Consider the following 16832-nt stretch of genomic DNA (forward strand, 5'->3'; position numbering starts at 1 on the left):
GATGGCCTAAGGTTAATCAATCAGCATGGTACTGATAAGGATGATCATTTGGATAAGCATCAGCGCCTCCTCGAACAGGAAATTAAACAACTAAAATCGAGAATTGATTCTGAACCTCAACAGGTCATCCCTATCGCTCAGCAATGTTTATCTCGAGCCGAGCAGTTGGATTATTCTCAGGGTATCTTGCAATCACAGATCATTCTCTCACGTTGCGCTTGGGTCAATGGCGATTATCGCCTTGGTTTGAAAACCATTAAGCAAGCTTATCTCCACCAACACAGCCAAGATAATGATGATTATCTCGCCGAAATTTTTCATGTTCATGCTCTGCACTTCTGGGGACAAGCAAAATATTACACCGCACAACAGTATTGGATTAATGCGCTTGAGCAAGCTTCCCTTGTCGATGATACCGAAATCCTAATCGAAAGCCTTATCGGACTGGGTAATATTTGGCGCATGACTCATGACTATCAACTGGCTTGTTCTACCCATGAATTAGCCGTCAAAGTCGCCAATAATTGTCGAATCGCTTGGTTAGAAGGCAAAGCTCGGATTTTATGGGCTTGGGACCTTTATCTGCTCAATCATTACTTAGATATGCTTTCTGTGCTCGATGGCGCAGAAGAAGCCTTGCAAACTCATGCCGATCAAACTTGGCAAGCAGAAATATGGGATTTTCGTAGCCTCGCATTATTGGGGTTAGAACGTTTAGCGGATGCCGAACAAGCCACACAACGCGCGCATGATTTAGCTGAGCGACATAACCTGCCATGGATGAAAGCTCACGCTTATATTAGCCGCGCACGATTAGAATTATTGCGTAAAAACATCGATAAAGCTGGCCAGTTACTCGCTTTGGCCGAACAATCTGCAGAGAAATTCGATGATCGAGAGCTGCTCTCGCAAATTTGCTATCAACAATCGTTGGTCGCGGAAGAGAGTGGCAATTATCCGCAAGCCTTGGCCGCCTTTCAAAAATATCGACAGCTTTCTCTTAGCATGCAGCGTGAACATACCGCGCACTTAGGGTTAGATAAGGCGCGTCTCTCAAAACGGCAATTGGAGCAGCGGGCTAGAAAACTCACTCACCGTATTCGCTCCCAGTATGAATATGATCCACAAAAACATTTATCTAATGTGGTGTCCGAAAACTACTGGTGGGAGCAGCTAATGCTTTACAAAGCAGAGTTAAAGCAAAGTAAACATTGCGTGTTGATCATTCGTCATGACGATCCCTCCTATTGAGATACCTGTACGGAAATCATCCATTCATTATGTGTCGCGCCGGATTTATTATCCCGTTTAAGCCCAACACGATTAGCGTTATTGTTGGCGGAAACCGGCCCTCAAGCCCAGCAGTTTTATCATACCCTTGAGCAAATATTGGATGTTTATCCATGGCAACGCAAAGGCTTAACCGGACCAAAACCACGATTAACTTGGCATGATATATTGAGTTTTCCGTTTACTTTGGAACAATTAGAACAATTAGAACAACTTCAAGCACAGGAAGAGGCCAATGGAAACACTGCTCAATAAAATTCAGGATGCAGGGTTAGACGTCACCGCCGTGAATGGGGAAGAAGCGATCATCTTTTGGCATCATGTTTATCAACATATCGCCAATTCTCCTGAAGAAAAAGCCTTGTGTCTTACGTTAAGTGCCGAGTATCGCGCGGAACTAAACCAATTAGCAGCCAGCTCTGAGGAGTTAAATGCAGCACTGGAACTGCTCAGTGCCAGCAAAAACATTGAGCTAATTTTAAGTATTAAACAGAGTCTCAGCGAACGCTTAATTGAGCTTAGCCACTACCATGCGGCACTCAACGAATACGTGACTATCTCCCACCTTGCCGTCACCCATGGCTATATTGATGACTTTGCACAATCAGTACTTGGGATGGGAAACTTATGTGATGCCTACGGCGATCATAACCGTGCGCTGCGTTATTACCAAAAAATCGATGCGCTTGACCACGCTCTCAGTAGCCGATCGTTACGCTTACGTTATAAATTACATATGCTGGCCTGCTATCTGCATCTTCAACGTTTTTCGGCGGCTTATGATTTACTCAAGGAGTGCGAAGAGCTCAGTATCTTGGTCAGTGATAAAACCTTGATGGGGCAAATTGCGCTGTATCAAGCGAAGTTATGTCGTCAACACGGTCAACTGGATCAAGCAGTCACTCGACTATCCCATGTCCAATACGTCAGTGGTAACGTCCATTCGATGTGGCTATCTAACATGATACGCATTGAACAAGCTTATTGCTTATTAGAGTTAGATAAAGCACACATGGCCGCGTTGCTACTCACTACCACGGAAAAACGTCTTAAGAAACTTAACGTACCGATTTTAGAGCAGAGTCTGTATGCGGCATTCAGTGAAGTGTGTGAACGCCAAGGCGACTATCAACGCGCTTTATATTATGAGAAAAAAGGCTTTCGCTTAGAGTCTGATTTAGTAAAACGTATTCCGATTGGTGAACTGGGTGCGGCTCAACTGCGCCGCTTGGCTCGTTTTGAGCCACAATTAAAACTGATTCTCTCTGAACAAGAAAATCGTGAGCTAAAAGAAACGACTGAGCATCAAAAAAACACCGTTGCTCAATTACAACAAGACGTGTTCACCGATCCATTGACTCAATTACATAACCGCCGTTGGTTAGAAATAAAGCTGAAAGATTTACTGCTCCACGAGACGTCCTTTGCTTTTTTAGTGGTGGATATTGATCACTTTAAATCGATTAATGATGAATTAAGCCATTTAGTCGGTGATAAAGCGATTACTCATGTTTCTGAAACGCTTGCCGATTATTTTAAGTTTCGTGGCGCCTCCTGTGTGCGCTTTGGTGGAGAAGAATTTTTAGTCATCCTTGAAGGCTGTTCATTAGATCAAGCCATCATGCATGCCGATACCTTTCGAGAACGCATCGTCAATTACGATTGGCAAACCATATTAGGCGAACGAGGTCTCACCGTCAGTATTGGTATAACCCTCCATCGTGATGGTGAAAATACTCAGCGAACCTTCTATCGTGCTGATAAAGCGCTTTACAGAGCGAAAGCCAATGGCCGCAATCAAGTTTGTAGTGAATAGTCATCAACTACAAACTTGATCTAAAACGCTTAATTTTTGCTTAAATTGCTTGGAAAAGGCCTCGAATCCACCTAAGATCGGCCATTGATTATTTTTATAAATTTAACAAAAAGCGAATTCAGACCCCATAAAAAATCGACAAAGCAACGATTACACCCAAGAGTCTGAACGCGGAGCATTTATGCATACAACGTCATTAATCAATCATGAAAAACTGGCTCACCCTAAACCACAATCAACAGCCGATACCGTCACCACGGTCAACAGTATTGATGCTTTAGCGATGGTAGAGCATGGCAGTGAGTTAACCTTAAGTATTACCACACCGGTAGGAACAAAATTTCTTTGCAAAACCGCGTTTATTGGTACTCATTCAGACACTTATTTACTGATTGAAACGCCTAAAATTTCAGCCGATGACTTGAATTATTACTTCCAGCAAGGTTTTTGGATCCATATTCGCGCTATTTCATCGCGCGGTGAAGGGGCAAAAATTCATTTCCGTAGCCAACTGCTGCATACCATTCAAGATCCTTTGGCTCTTTTGGTACTTTCTATCCCCAATACCATGCAGGTGACGCAATTGCGTCAAGAACCCCGTTATGAGGTTAATTTGGCGGCTCGTGTGACTTGTGAAAACCAGCGTTCTGAATGTGAGGTGAGAGATCTATCGAAAAATGGTTGCCGTTTTATCACACCACCATTAAGCCGCCATTGGCAAGTTGGCGATCATGTCAGTATTGATATCTCGACTGAGCGACAGCATAGCCAAGTTTTTTCGCCTCTAACTGGACGAATTTGCAATCTACAGCGCTCGATTCATCACGTTCGGTATGGCTTGAAATTTGACGAGTCAGGAAGAGAAAGTGCGAAAACGCTGCTCGGACAGTTGAAATTCAATGGTACTAAACTGATGCTGACGAAATCATCTCAATAAAACATCATTTTCTTAACAACAAAAAAATAGCCAGTCGCAACACGGCGACTGGCTTGTATTGGGTGAACAAATTGTCGTTCACTAACAACGTCAGTTGATTAAAACGGCCCTCGGCTTAAGAAGGGCCGCAACAAATTATGCACTAGGTTTAATTATATTTAAAGTTGCAATCAGTGACTGGCGTTATATTTACTAATATTTTCATTCGGTTAATTGCAAAAAAACATCATTAAACTCAGAAAAACAAGGTTTAGATCACACTCAAACACGGCAGCGATTAAAGCCTTCAAGCTCAGTGATGAATCGCGGTTAGCAATAACAACGGTAGGAGGGGGAAGTGGACTTCGCTATACTTCTCCATCGCTTAATAGCCACCTTTAGGTCAGTATAATGAATTATCTCAGCACATTTTTAAAAGGGATCGCTATGGGAGCAGCAGATGTTGTTCCAGGTGTCTCTGGCGGCACTATCGCTTTTATTACCGGAATCTATGATACTTTATTAGAAAGTATTCGGCGCATTAACCCACACCTAATCCAACATTGGCGACAACATGGGTTGCTCTCCACTTTTCGCCATATCAATGGCGGATTTTTATTGGTTTTATTCAGTGGCATTTTTACCAGCATACTCACCTTAGCGAAATTCATCTCTTGGCTATTAGTTAACCAACCTATTCCCACGTGGTCATTTTTCTTCGGATTAATCATGGTCTCGGTGTGGCATATGCTGCAGCAAGTAGAAAAACGGCAGGCTTCACGTTTTCTCGCTTTTATCGTCGGTGGTGTCTTCGCTTATACCATCACCATGATTAATCCTATTCAACTCGATGTGACAACATTCAATATCGTGCTAGCAGGCAGCATTGCGATTTGTGCAATGATTTTACCTGGCATTTCAGGCAGCTTTATTCTTCTATTACTCGGCATGTATACTCCGATCCTCAATGCTGTCAAGACGTTACAAATTGATATGCTGAGCTTATTTATGTTTGGCTGTATCCTAGGCATTACCAGCTTTTCCCATCTTTTATCATGGCTACTCAAACGTTATCGAGATGTCACTCTGACTTTTTTAACGGGTCTGATGATGGGAACACTACCTAAAATTTGGCCGTGGAAAGAAACGTTAACGTGGCGAACCAACTCCAGTGGCCAAGAAGTTCCGGTATTACAGCACAACCTATTGCCTTGGGATTACGAGCAACTCACCACTCAACCAGCACAATTAGGCATTGCCATACTATGCATGCTAAGTGCGGTGATCATCGTCCTTGGACTAGAAAAAATTGCTCAGCGTGAACAGAGCCATTAAAGCGAGTTCATGTGCTCACCATTGAATTCACACTTCAACAACAGAACCGAGATAATCTAACAACATAAAGGCAATGCAATTACTTTCATTTTACATCGATATTTTTCATGATTGTGAGTAATTAAACCTAGACACCAGATATCGGGTGGATTATTATTGGCTACCTTCAGTCAATCATCACTGAAGTAAATAGCACGGATGGATCTTGACTAAACAAGATCGCTGAAGCTAACAATGCCTTGAAACGGATGATGACCAACCACATTGGCTGCTCAACGCATCGAATCGGTCGTTGAACACTGATCAGATCTGCCCATTGGTTCGATTTCAAGGCTCAACACTCTAATAATTACATTTGAACACAGGGATAATTATGCAAAGCAACTCTCTCCTTGCCCGTTTTGCTCGTGGAAATCTGGTATTACAAATTTTAGCTGGGATCGTCTAGGCATCGCACTAGCTATTATTTCACCAGAAAGAGCAGAAAGTGCGAGCCTGATTGGTAATCTATTTGTCGGTGCACTCAAAGCCGTTGCACCGATTTTAGTGTTTATCTTGGTCGCCGCTTCAATCGCTAACCAAAAGAAAAACAAACACACTTATATGCGCCCTATCGTGGTGCTTTACCTTTTCGGTACTTTTGCGGCCGCATTAACGGCGGTTTTGTTAAGCTTTATGTTCCCAACCACATTGACACTGGTTGCCGGAGCAGAAGGAGCGACACCACCTCAGGGTATTAGCGAAGTCATCCAAACACTTTTATACAAGTTAGTCGATAACCCAGTCAACGCGCTGATGTCCGCCAACTACATTGGTATTCTTGCGTGGGCGGTTGGCCTTGGCTTAGCACTGCATCATCATGCTTCTGCGACCACTAAATCCGTATTTGAAGATCTTAGCCACGGAGTATCACAAATTGTTCGCTTTATTATCCGCTTAGCTCCATTTGGTATTTTTGGCCTTGTTGCATCCACCTTTGCCTCAACCGGATTTGATGCACTAATCGGCTATGCTCAACTGCTGGCTGTCTTGCTAGGCGCGATGCTCTTTATTGCGTTAATTGTCAACCCAGCTATCGTTTATGCAAAAACCAAAAGCAACCCTTACCCATTAGTCTTCCAGTGTTTACGTGAAAGTGGAGTGACTGCCTTTTTCACCCGTTCAAGCGCAGCAAATATTCCTGTGAATATGGCACTGTGTGAGAAATTAAAGCTTGATGAAGATACTTATTCCGTCTCTATTCCCCTTGGCGCGACGATTAATATGGGCGGTGCAGCGATTACAATTACCGTATTAACGCTAGCAGCCGTTCATACCATGGGCATTGAAATAGATATTTTCACCGCATTATTATTGAGTGTTGTCGCGGCAATTTCAGCCTGTGGTGCTTCTGGAGTGGCGGGCGGTTCGCTACTTTTGATACCACTTGCATGTAGTTTATTTGGTATTTCGAATGATGTGGCAATGCAAGTCGTCGCGGTTGGCTTTATTATCGGAGTGATTCAAGATTCTGCTGAAACAGCACTCAACAGCTCAACCGATGTGGTGTTTACTGCTGCCGTTTGTCAGGCGAAACAGAACCAAGCTTAATCTGATAAAGCGTCTGTGCACAATACAAAACGCCCCTTTATTAAGGGGCGTTTTTGTTGGCAAGTTATTCAACTGAGGTAATCAATAGCATGGCTCAGTCAGCCAACGACCACTTTGTATTGCTTGATAAGATTAAGGAGTTTTAGGTTTATCAATCGGACTGTGTGAGAAGTCCAATCGTGCTGGATCGGTTTCAACATCGGCGGTTAGCTCATTCACTTGAGGGCTATCCTCATCTTGAGGAACTTCCACTCGCTCCTCTGGGCCAACGTCTTCCCCTTTCTTCGGAATGGGAACCGAACGCTTATAAAACTTATTGAGTGCACGAATAATGCCATGATTGTTGACGGTATAAGTGGCTATTTTTCTTTGTAGTGGCTTCGCCAGAAATTGCAACTCAACAACCGAGTCGACACCAATCTTAGTACCCACCTGATCCCGCAAAGAAATCGCTGGCTTATGACCGAAAGCCGCCGACAAAAATAGCCATATATAAGCGACTTCATTACCATTCTCTCCGTGCTCTATCCACGCCTTACCCGCGAGATACATCGCTTCTGGATGACCTTTCTCTGCCGCCCGCTCTAACCAATAACAACCTTTAGCATGATCACGCACCACACCAATACCTTCAAGATAATTGAGACCCAGCTTGATCATTGCTTCTAAGCTATTGAGCTCTGCCGCTCTTGAATACCAATAAAACGAATCTTGTGGTGATGGTGATAGATTGTCTTTTGAAACACACCATTCTCCCATAAACAGCATGGCGTCAATGTGTTGGCTTTCTGCCGCTTCTTGAATGAGCTCAACGCCTTTAACGACGTTAATTTCCGTCCCTCGGCCATAAATCAACGCCTCTCCAGTGGCGAGTTTTGCTGCCAAATCACCTTCAACCGCTCGAATAAATTGCTGCCAAAACTTAGTTTTCTCTTTAATCAGAACATCTTCACGCATTTTCCCACAGACACGTACTACGCCGTACATACCGTTAATATTGTCGAAATTCGCTGCACGTTCATACCAAAATAACGCTTCTTTAAGGTTATTTCGTTCCGCTTCTTTAGCAAGGAACAGCATCGTCGGTACATGACCAGACTCTGCTTTAAAAAGCCGATCCTTTTTCTCCTGCTCACGCATTCGCTCTAACGTTTTACGATACGCTTCTTCACGCGCTTTCTTCTCTGCTTCTAGGCGTTTTTTACGAATCGATAACGAAATCATCCAGATAAAAATCAGGATGAGTGAGAGACCGGTAGCGCCAATAGCAATTCCAATGGTGTTCATGTAATAAAGTTCTTAATCCGTTTGTGACTAATCATAGCGTGAAAAATAGTGATGCTGGTGTATAAAAGTACCTTAATGATCATCAAACTGATGATTCTTCCTGACGACAACGTTCAGTAAACGAAGAAAGCTATGCGTTGGTTTTAACCATTAAGTCAAGGCAGAGTAACACATTCGATGATTAAATAAGAACATGCCGCATTAGAAAATGCGGCATGTTCATGGCTTAAAAATCAACCCTAGCGCTACCCCAAATGTTCTAAAGCGCTCATTAGTGAGTTCTGCTATTAACGGCTTTCACAAATACCGCTTGTGCACTCTCAATCCCTAAGGCTTTAGCTTCATCCAGCAGACCAAGTGCTTTAGGAATATCATTTGCAGCAACCGCTTGTTGGATAGCAGTGTGATAATAATTTTTAGTATCTGGCTGAACTGTTGCTGCTTCGGTTGATACTGACGTTTTAGATGGAGAACGATTGAATGACAACCAACTTGGACCGGCAACATCAAGCTCAATGGTCCCCGTTAAATGATGAGGTATTGGAATATCTTTAAGTTCAGGCATATAGTTACCGCGAGCCTCTGCGTCAATGCGGCCAGGATGTGCAACATATGTACTTGCTTGAAGATCAGATGATTTTGTATAAACGATTAAATAGAGTGTGCTATATCCTTGAGGTGGAAAAAAATCCAGTTCTGAAACTAAACGATTTCCTTTATTAAGCCGAGGTTTACGATACTCAAAACTCGCGCTATCAAATGACTCAATCACTTGACCTTGCTTATCTGTAACCATAACGTGTGGGTAAAAAACAGAATCTTTAATTTCACTCGTTATAGTTAAAGAAAGTTGGCCTCGATCTGCTGGGATTTCAAACATCGCGACAGGGCTAGAAATAAGATCATTCTTTAAATATTGTGTACTAGGCGTGATAGAGACCTTTGTTGTGCTAGGCAACCTCACTTTGGTAGCTTGTAATTGAGCAACCATTTCAAATTGTTGTCTTGCTGAATCTGCAGAAGTCTGTTCGATAAGCGGGTTAGACTGACACCCTGCTAAAGCAATGCAGCCTCCTAATAATAATGCTCGAAAATACATAAGGATCCCCTATTTTATTTTTTTAAAGATTCGCATAAACCTTTAAAAAAATAGCTGACCTAAGTCAGCTATTTATCTATGGACTTAATAATGTGAAACTGTTAGCAGTTTACCACCAAGCTTCTACTTGCACACCAACAACAAACTCTGAATCATTACCTGTACCGAAACGATCATCATTTTTCGTATCGTGTAGGTAGCTACCATAAACGCGTAACTCCGGACGAGACCAGAAACTATCACCCATTGCCCAAGCTTGAGCAACAGTCAACTTAGCATGACCAAAGTCTTCGGTTTCTGTACCTGCAGCTTTCTTACCGCCGTGATAACCGGCTTCAAAGACGGTACGCATCGTATCATTCCACTTATACATCGGACGTACTACTGCCGAGTATTGGTCTGTACTTAACTTCGCAGCGCTGATATCTGAGCCGTTCATATAAGCCAATTGGTGGCCCATTTCCCACTGTTCGCCAAGGCTCATTACACCCCAGTTAATCAAACGAAACGCGCTTGCGTCATTATTCGCTGACGTACCACGGTCATACCACGCACCTGAGCCAAAATCTGCCACTTGTTTTCCATAACCATTAGTGCCGTATTGTAGAATAGTTTGGTTAAATCCATTGCTTAAGCCTTGATGTAAAATCGCACTGAGTAGTACACCATCATCTGCTTGCTCACTGACATTATCTTTATCAGTAGCAAAGTTATAAGCAACAGCAAGTTCTAAAGAAGCATTATCCCATACACCAATATTCGCTAGACGAGCATCAAAAATATAGCCGGTTGAGTTTTCATGAGCACCATCTTGAATCAATGCAACAGAGAGCTTTTGATCGCCAATCGAAACATTTTCAATACCACCACCAGTACCTGACGTGTTTAGGAAGTAGAAATCCGTAATGTGGATATCTTTACGTTGATAGTAGCGTTTACCTGCCCAAAGAACCGCGTCAGGATCTGAGGCAAACAAACCTTTTGCTTGCACGTTAAACTGAGCAACGTTAATTTCTTTGCTTTCCCAACCACTCTTACCTTCGTCCGAGCTGGCAATCATTGATTCAACTTTCCAAGTTTGCTCACCAGTTTTTAACTCTTTAGCAAAACCAAACTCGTAGTAGTTGTCATCTTCATTACCTAGACGACCTACGCCACTTTTTTCAAACGCTTGATCACCAGTACCATGATTGCTGATGGCTGTACCAGCACGCATGTAACCATTAAAATCGACAGCAAAAGCAGAACCTGCTGCTAAAGAAGCAGCCACTGCGGCAGCAATTACACTTACTTTTTTCATTGTTAACTCCATTTAGGGTTTTCTTTTATCACTCTATTTTTATCCTCAACCATGACGCGACTCATAAAGGCAGAAATGAATAACGAAAAGTAGAGGTGAGACGGGATGAATCCCCCGTTGTTTCAGCTGCTGAGCAGGTTACTAAAAGTACACAAGGGTGACGTCCTCCACCCTAACTATATTTAGGGGGGATGAGAAAGGATGAGAGATTTTACCGAATGGTGTTTTTAATAGGTTGATCACGGAATTAGGGGGGAGATAGGTACCAACCAACACCATTAATTCATACAAAATGTATGAGCGATCACTATTTCACAATAAGTTAACCGCAAGAGTGAAATAAAATTACATAATAATATTTGTGACTAGGCGCTTGACCTTATGCTGACAAAGCCTTTTACTTAATAAGTCAGTGACTGAAAATAGAATAACAACGGTAACTTACCATGAAAGCCATGCTCTCTCAGCCGTACCCACTCGGTGCGACACTCGATAACGATGGATGCAATTTTGCTGTCTTCGCCCCCGCTAACAAAGATATTGTGTTAGCACTTTTTCATGTCGATGGCAGCTACCAAACCCATCCTTTGGATCACGAATATGCCGGTATCCAGCACACCTACGTGGAAGGCGTTAAGGCGGGACAACGTTACGGTTTTATTACTCAAGTCGAAGGCGAGCTATTTTATCTGTCTGACCCTTACGCTCAGGCCTTAGATGGCCCACTGACCTATCAGCCGCCGTTAACACCAAATGGTAGTTTTGATTTGCCCAAATGTGTCGTGGTCGATGATCAATTTGACTGGCAAGGCGTGCAACGCCCTAAACGGCCACGTGATGAGATGGTTATTTTTGAAACCCATGTCAAGGGGCTGACTAAACTCAATCCTAATGTCCCTAAATCACAACGCGGTACTTATTTAGGGTTAATTAGTGAACCAATGCTGAGCTTTTATCAGCAACAAAATATCAATACATTGCAACTGCTACCCATCGCCGCCTGTATGCATGAGCCTCACCTACTCGAAATGGGTAAAGTCAATTACTGGGGCTATAACCCCTATTTATTTATGGTGCCGGACCCACGTTACGCCAAAAGTGATGCGGTACAGGAATTGAAAACCGTGATCCGCGAACTGCATAAACAAGGCATCGAAGTGATTTTGGATGTCGTTTATAACCATACGGCTGAGGGCGGTGAAGGGGGTGCCGTTTTTAATCTGAAAGGGCTAGATCCTAATTACTACCTCAAGCACGGCTCAATGTACGCTAATTTTACCGGATGCGGCAATACACTTAACCTCACTTATCAGCCCACCTTAAATCTTGTCATGGATACTTTGCGCTATTGGGTCAATGAGTATCAGATTGATGGTTTTCGTTTCGATTTAGCCGCCACTTTGGGGCGTGATGGCGATAATTTTAGTCGTGAAGCCGCGTTCTTTAAAGCCGTAGCTCAAGACCCTGTATTACAACAAGTGAAGTTGATTGCCGAGCCATGGGATATTGGTCCAAATGGTTATCAAGTCGGTAATTTTCCTTTTGGCTGGAATGAAACTAACGATAAATTACGAGATATTGCGCGAAGTTTTTGGCGTGGCGATCAAGGCTTTTTAAAAGAGTTTGCCACACGAATCATGGGTTCACGCGATTTATACAGCGCATCACAGTGGCCCTATAAATTAACCGTCAACTACATCACCTATCATGACGGCTTTACTTTGCAAGATTTGGTTTCTTACAAACATAAACACAATGAAGCCAATGGCGAACAAAATCGTGATGGTCATGGTGATAATCGCTCGGATAACTATGGTTTCGAAGGTGATACCGACAATATGGTCATTCGTACCATTCGTGAGCGACAAAAACGTAATTTTATGGCCAGTTTATTGTTTGCGTTTGGGATCCCCCATATTCTTACTGCGGATGTCGTCTCACATACTCAGCAAGGTAATAACAATGCTTATTGCCAAGATAACGACATCAGTTGGTTAAACTGGCAATTGACGGAACGTAAAGAATATTTCAGACAATGGCTCGGTGAAATGGTTGCTGCTCGTCAGCGTTATATGGTGCCGTTTATTCGCGCCTTCAGTGGTGAAACTCGCAATTCAAACCGCGTTTTTTGGCGACGTAATGACGGTACATTAATGGAGCAAGATGACTGGAATCAACGTAACTCGGTAATACTGCATATTGGCATTGGTGATCATGGCCAAGAGCTCGCTTATTTGATTAATCAAACCAACGCTAATACACGCTTCACACTGCCAGGAGAAACGGATCAAGAATGGTGTGTGATCTGTGATACGAATATGCGCACCGTACATCAAGACTCGGTAAAAGATGAGGTTGTCCTCCTTCCCATGTCGATGGCGATTTTGCACAGCCATCCGCGGAAAAAATCGCACAAATAGCCTCTAGCAAGTAGGTGTTCATCGGCTCGACCACCTACTTGCTGTCGATAATAGCGATTTTGATCTCCCACACCACTTCTGTTATAACAGCGCTTCCTCATTGATGTCCCCTATTTATTAGAAACGCTATTTCTCCCAAACTATAGAGCGTAGATTAAGGTTTTTGCATGTATAAACGATTTGAAAGTTTGACCGATGCTTTCCCCAAACAAGAGCCACAGCGCCCACCCAATACCTTGTGGGCTTTTTGCTTACACTACACCAAAGGTTTTGAAAAACCGTTAATCACTATGGCGCTATTAAGTACTTTAATCGCCGTCATTGAAGTATCTTTATTTGGTTTTATGGGGCACTTGGTCGACTGGCTATCCACCAGCCAACCAGAGACATTTCTCAGTGAGAATCGCAATACACTGATAGGTCTAGGGCTGCTCCTTTTAGTGGGAATGCCGCTGCTCGTTTCGGTGTATTCATTATTAATTCATCAGACCATGCTGGGTAACTATCCGATGTCGATTCGCTGGCTCGCACATCGTTACTTACTCAAACAAAGCCTCTCTTTCTATCAAGATGAATTTTCCGGTCGCATTGCCACGAAAGTGATGCAAAGCGCTTTAGCGGTACGTGAAACGGTCATGAAGACATTGGATGTCTTTGTCTACGTGATTGTTTATTTCTCAGCCATGCTGTTTATTTTAGCTCAAGCCGATTGGCGACTTATGCTGCCGATGTTGCTCTGGCTTACCGCTTATATCGCGATTCAAGTGCACTACGTGCCGAAATTAAAAAAAATCTCTACCGAGCAAGCCGATGCTCGGTCGCTAATGACCGGGCGAATTGTTGACAGTTATACCAATATCATGACCGTAAAACTGTTTTCTCATAGCCGACGTGAAACCGATTATGCCGAGCAAGGTATGGAAGGGTTTCTCGATACGGTGCACCGCCAAATGCGCTTAGTGACCGGTTTTAATATTTGCGTCGAAATCGCCAATTATGTCTTGGTATTTACGATTGCTGCTATGTCGATCTATTTATGGATGGGCAGTGCGATCACTGTTGGAGCGATTGCGATTGCCATCAGTTTAGCGCTGCGTATCAACGGCATGTCAAAATGGATCATGTGGGAAGTTGGTGCTCTGTTTGAAAACATGGGCACGGTGGTCGATGGTATGAAAATGCTTTCTAAACCGATTGCGATTGAAGACAGCCCTAATGCCCAAACCTTGCAAGTACGTGAAGGGAAAATCGAGTTCGAAAACGTCAGTTTTCATTATGGTGAAAATAAAGGGGTGATCAATCACCTCAACCTGACCATTAAACCTGGAGAAAAAGTTGGCCTCGTCGGTCGCTCCGGAGCTGGGAAATCGACCTTGGTTAATCTCCTGCTACGCTTTCACGACGTAGAAGGTGGCGCTATCAAAATCGACGGTCAAAATATTGCAGAAGTGACTCAAGACTCATTGCGCGCTGCCATTGGTATGGTGACGCAAGATACTTCTTTGCTCCATCGTTCGATTCGTGAAAATATCTTATACAGCAACCCCAATGCTTCGGAAGAAGCGATGTTAAGAGCCACACGTCAGGCGCATTCTCATGAGTTTATTGAAACTTTAACCGACCCATTTGGTAACGTCGGTTATGATGCACAGGTTGGCGAACGTGGCGTTAAGCTCTCAGGTGGACAGCGTCAGCGGATTGCCATATCGCGAGTGCTACTGAAAGATGCGCCACTGCTGGTGTTGGATGAGGCCACCTCAGCGCTCGATTCAGAAGTCGAAGCCGCCATTCAAGAAAGCCTCAATGAGCTGATGCAAAATAAAACCGTGATTGCGATTGCCCATCGGCTATCGACTATTGCCGCTATGGATCGCTTGATTGTACTCGATAAAGGACACATTGTTGAACAGGGCACTCATCAAGAGTTGATTCAACAAAATGGCATCTATGCACAACTCTGGGCACATCAGACTGGCGGTTTTATTGGTGGTGAAGAAGACGATTTGGCGTAATCGATAGGTATAAAGTGAGTACTTCCTATCATCATCGTTATGAATGCTGGCTGCCTCCCATGCAACCAACGTTTATACGACGTCGACTCAACAATATTAGCTAATTTTTTCTATCTCTTTCGTCCCTTTGGGACATTTCATTTTGGTGTAACTTTATCATGAACAACAAAAGCATTATGACCAACCTCATTGCCTTACTGGTATTAATCGGTGGTTATTACTTCTCTTATCCTATGATATTTAGTGCAGGATTATTCGCTTTTTCTGGTGCGGTGACCAACTGGCTAGCCATTCATATGTTATTTGAAAAAGTGCCTTTTCTTTATGGTTCAGGGGTTATCCCTGCGCGATTCGATGATTTTAAACACGCGATTAAGACCCTGATGATGGAGCAGTTTTTTACTGATGCGAATATTGAGCGTTTTCTCAATCAAGAAATGAGCAGTTCGCAATCCATCAATCTTGAACCGGTAATTGCTCAGGTTGACTTTAATCCAGCGTTTGATTCCTTGGTTGAGGTGATTCAGCAATCTTCCTTTGGTGGAATGCTGGCTATGTTTGGCGGTGCAGACGCACTGCAACCGCTTAGAGCTCCTTTTGTTGAAAAGATGCAAGCGTCCATGATCGACATCAGTCAGAGCGATTCCGTGAAAAACGCCTTAAAAACCCAGCTTGAGTCTCCGGCGATGCTGGATGAAATCAAAACCAATATTGAGCAGATCATCAATCAACGTTTGCACGAGTTAACACCACAAATGGTTAAAGAAATCGTCCAGAAAATGATTAAACAACATTTAGGCTGGCTCGTTGTATGGGGCGGAGTATTTGGCGGTTTAATTGGTGTCGTGGCCGGTGCACTATAGGCCATTAATACTCGAAAAAAATGGGCGTAATGCCCATTTTTTATTGTTTTTGATAACGTAAAAAAGACGGTAAATAGCGCCAAGCCCAAGGATACCGTTTCGGAACGAAGAGATACAAGGCACCGATTAACAAAACCGCTGCAAATAAATCCTCAGGCCGATGCATACCAACCCATAAGCGAGAAAAAGCGATAGAGCCACTCCAAGCTAATAATAGCAAAGCGCTTAATCGATGTTTTTGCTCTAACCAAATACCACCAAAAAACAGCAAACAGAGTGCAGCAAACACGGTATGGCCTGAAGGGAAAGAGTAATCTCGCTCTTGTTCCCACACCGCTAAACGTGCCGAAGAGACTTTACCGTTCATTTGCTCCATGGCTAACGCTTGTTGCTGGGCATCTAAGCGATAAAAGTGTTGCGGAGAAGGCAGAGTGAGTGATTGAGTCATCACTTCAGTGTAAGGACGAGGGCTTTGAGTCACGTGTTTGATGCCTGTTTTTAGGATCATCGCCAGAACTAACAGTACCCCGAGTTGCATCGCTTTATCTAGCCATTGGCGTCGACACTCAGGCACGCGATACCAAGTCCAACCCATCAGTACCACTAAAGTCAGCAAAAACCCTTCTTTACCGGCAGAGTGAGTGAGTAAGACCAGCCATTGGGTCAGACGATCATCGTCTAAAGCGAATAAGTTGACTTGTGTCCCGACAAGACTGATGGGGATTAATAGCAGCATGAGCGCTATAAATAGCATCAATCCAAATTTAGATTGAGTAATTGGTTGCTTCAACACGTTTACACCTCCACTTTGAAGCTAGGGAGTGTAAACGAGTTTTTATCCACTTCTATCAAACTCTATTCATTTCTTTGTCAATTTTTTAAAAACGCGATCTTCGACGGTTAC

General features: G+C 43.4%; 10 protein-coding genes and 2 pseudogenes. 8 read left to right on the plus strand and 4 right to left on the minus strand.

Translation table 11 applies throughout. The features are described 5' to 3' along the window. The first annotated feature begins 48 nt into the window (after positions 1 to 48). The 5 genes and pseudogenes from VIB_RS13700 (at position 49) to sstT (ending at position 6947) form a co-directional block, all read left to right on the plus strand. Positions 49 to 1545, plus strand: a pseudogene (locus VIB_RS13700) (hypothetical protein). Then, the gene (locus VIB_RS13705) at positions 1526 to 3106 is read left to right on the plus strand and encodes a GGDEF domain-containing protein (RefSeq protein WP_004396804.1); all 1581 of its coding nucleotides are present in this window, start codon (positions 1526 to 1528) and stop codon (positions 3104 to 3106) included. Before VIB_RS13700 ends, VIB_RS13705 begins: the two are co-directional and overlap by 20 nt. 283 nt (positions 3107 to 3389) lie before the next feature. Further along, a complete protein-coding gene (locus tag VIB_RS13710; protein WP_244262445.1) occupies positions 3390 to 4043 on the plus strand; it encodes a flagellar brake protein in 654 nt (217 codons plus the stop codon). Between the two features lie 390 nt (positions 4044 to 4433). Next, positions 4434 to 5357, plus strand: coding sequence for a polyprenyl-phosphate transporter (locus tag VIB_RS13715; protein ID WP_040905172.1), 924 nt, complete (start codon positions 4434 to 4436; stop codon positions 5355 to 5357). Between the two features lie 373 nt (positions 5358 to 5730). Further along, a pseudogene (gene sstT, locus VIB_RS13720) lies at positions 5731 to 6947 on the plus strand (serine/threonine transporter SstT). A 132-nt stretch (positions 6948 to 7079) separates the two neighbouring features. On the opposite strand, the gene VIB_RS13725 reads toward sstT, so the two are convergent. From VIB_RS13725 to lamB, 3 genes are all read right to left on the minus strand, one after another. Beyond that, complete coding sequence (locus VIB_RS13725; RefSeq protein WP_004396807.1) at positions 7080 to 8234, minus strand: tetratricopeptide repeat protein; 1155 nt, start codon at positions 8232 to 8234, stop codon at positions 7080 to 7082. A 271-nt stretch (positions 8235 to 8505) separates the two neighbouring features. After that, the gene (locus VIB_RS13730) at positions 8506 to 9333 is read right to left on the minus strand and encodes a MalM family protein (protein WP_004396808.1); all 828 of its coding nucleotides are present in this window, start codon (positions 9331 to 9333) and stop codon (positions 8506 to 8508) included. Positions 9334 to 9442: 109 nt separating this feature from the next. Next, the gene (gene lamB / locus VIB_RS13735) at positions 9443 to 10633 is read right to left on the minus strand and encodes a maltoporin LamB (protein ID WP_004396809.1); all 1191 of its coding nucleotides are present in this window, start codon (positions 10631 to 10633) and stop codon (positions 9443 to 9445) included. Positions 10634 to 11079: 446 nt separating this feature from the next. Between lamB and glgX the strand changes: the two genes are divergently transcribed. The 3 genes from glgX (at position 11080) to VIB_RS13750 (ending at position 15928) form a co-directional block, all read left to right on the plus strand. Next, positions 11080 to 13053: a glycogen debranching protein GlgX gene (gene glgX / locus VIB_RS13740; protein ID WP_004396810.1), complete on the plus strand. Its 1974-nt coding sequence runs from the start codon at positions 11080 to 11082 to the stop codon at positions 13051 to 13053. A gap of 167 nt (positions 13054 to 13220) precedes the next feature. After that, the gene (locus tag VIB_RS13745; RefSeq protein ID WP_040905174.1) at positions 13221 to 15065 is read left to right on the plus strand and encodes an ABC transporter ATP-binding protein; all 1845 of its coding nucleotides are present in this window, start codon (positions 13221 to 13223) and stop codon (positions 15063 to 15065) included. Positions 15066 to 15223: 158 nt separating this feature from the next. Further along, on the plus strand, positions 15224 to 15928 hold the full coding sequence (locus VIB_RS13750) for a DUF445 domain-containing protein (RefSeq protein WP_004396812.1): 705 nt from the start codon (positions 15224 to 15226) through the stop codon (positions 15926 to 15928). A gap of 40 nt (positions 15929 to 15968) precedes the next feature. Here VIB_RS13750 and VIB_RS13755 read toward each other — a convergent pair whose 3' ends face one another. Further along, complete coding sequence (locus tag VIB_RS13755; RefSeq protein ID WP_004396813.1) at positions 15969 to 16721, minus strand: phosphatase PAP2 family protein; 753 nt, start codon at positions 16719 to 16721, stop codon at positions 15969 to 15971. Positions 16722 to 16832 lie beyond the last annotated feature (111 nt).

Source organism: Vibrio metschnikovii CIP 69.14, from assembly GCF_000176155.1.
Taxonomy (GTDB): domain Bacteria; phylum Pseudomonadota; class Gammaproteobacteria; order Enterobacterales; family Vibrionaceae; genus Vibrio; species Vibrio metschnikovii.

Bases quoted from the DNA above. Each gene is read 5' to 3' on its own strand.
- VIB_RS13705 (WP_004396804.1), top strand. From the start codon at position 1,526: ATGGAAACACTGCTCAATAAAATTCAGGATGCAGGGTTAGACGTCACC.
- VIB_RS13710 (WP_244262445.1), top strand. From the start codon at position 3,390: ATGGTAGAGCATGGCAGTGAGTTAACCTTAAGTATTACCACACCGGTA.
- VIB_RS13715 (WP_040905172.1), top strand. From the start codon at position 4,434: ATGAATTATCTCAGCACATTTTTAAAAGGGATCGCTATGGGAGCAGCA.
- VIB_RS13725 (WP_004396807.1), bottom strand. From the start codon at position 8,234: ATGAACACCATTGGAATTGCTATTGGCGCTACCGGTCTCTCACTCATC.
- VIB_RS13730 (WP_004396808.1), bottom strand. From the start codon at position 9,333: ATGTATTTTCGAGCATTATTATTAGGAGGCTGCATTGCTTTAGCAGGG.
- lamB (WP_004396809.1), bottom strand. From the start codon at position 10,633: ATGAAAAAAGTAAGTGTAATTGCTGCCGCAGTGGCTGCTTCTTTAGCA.
- glgX (WP_004396810.1), top strand. From the start codon at position 11,080: ATGAAAGCCATGCTCTCTCAGCCGTACCCACTCGGTGCGACACTCGAT.
- VIB_RS13745 (WP_040905174.1), top strand. From the start codon at position 13,221: ATGTATAAACGATTTGAAAGTTTGACCGATGCTTTCCCCAAACAAGAG.
- VIB_RS13750 (WP_004396812.1), top strand. From the start codon at position 15,224: ATGAACAACAAAAGCATTATGACCAACCTCATTGCCTTACTGGTATTA.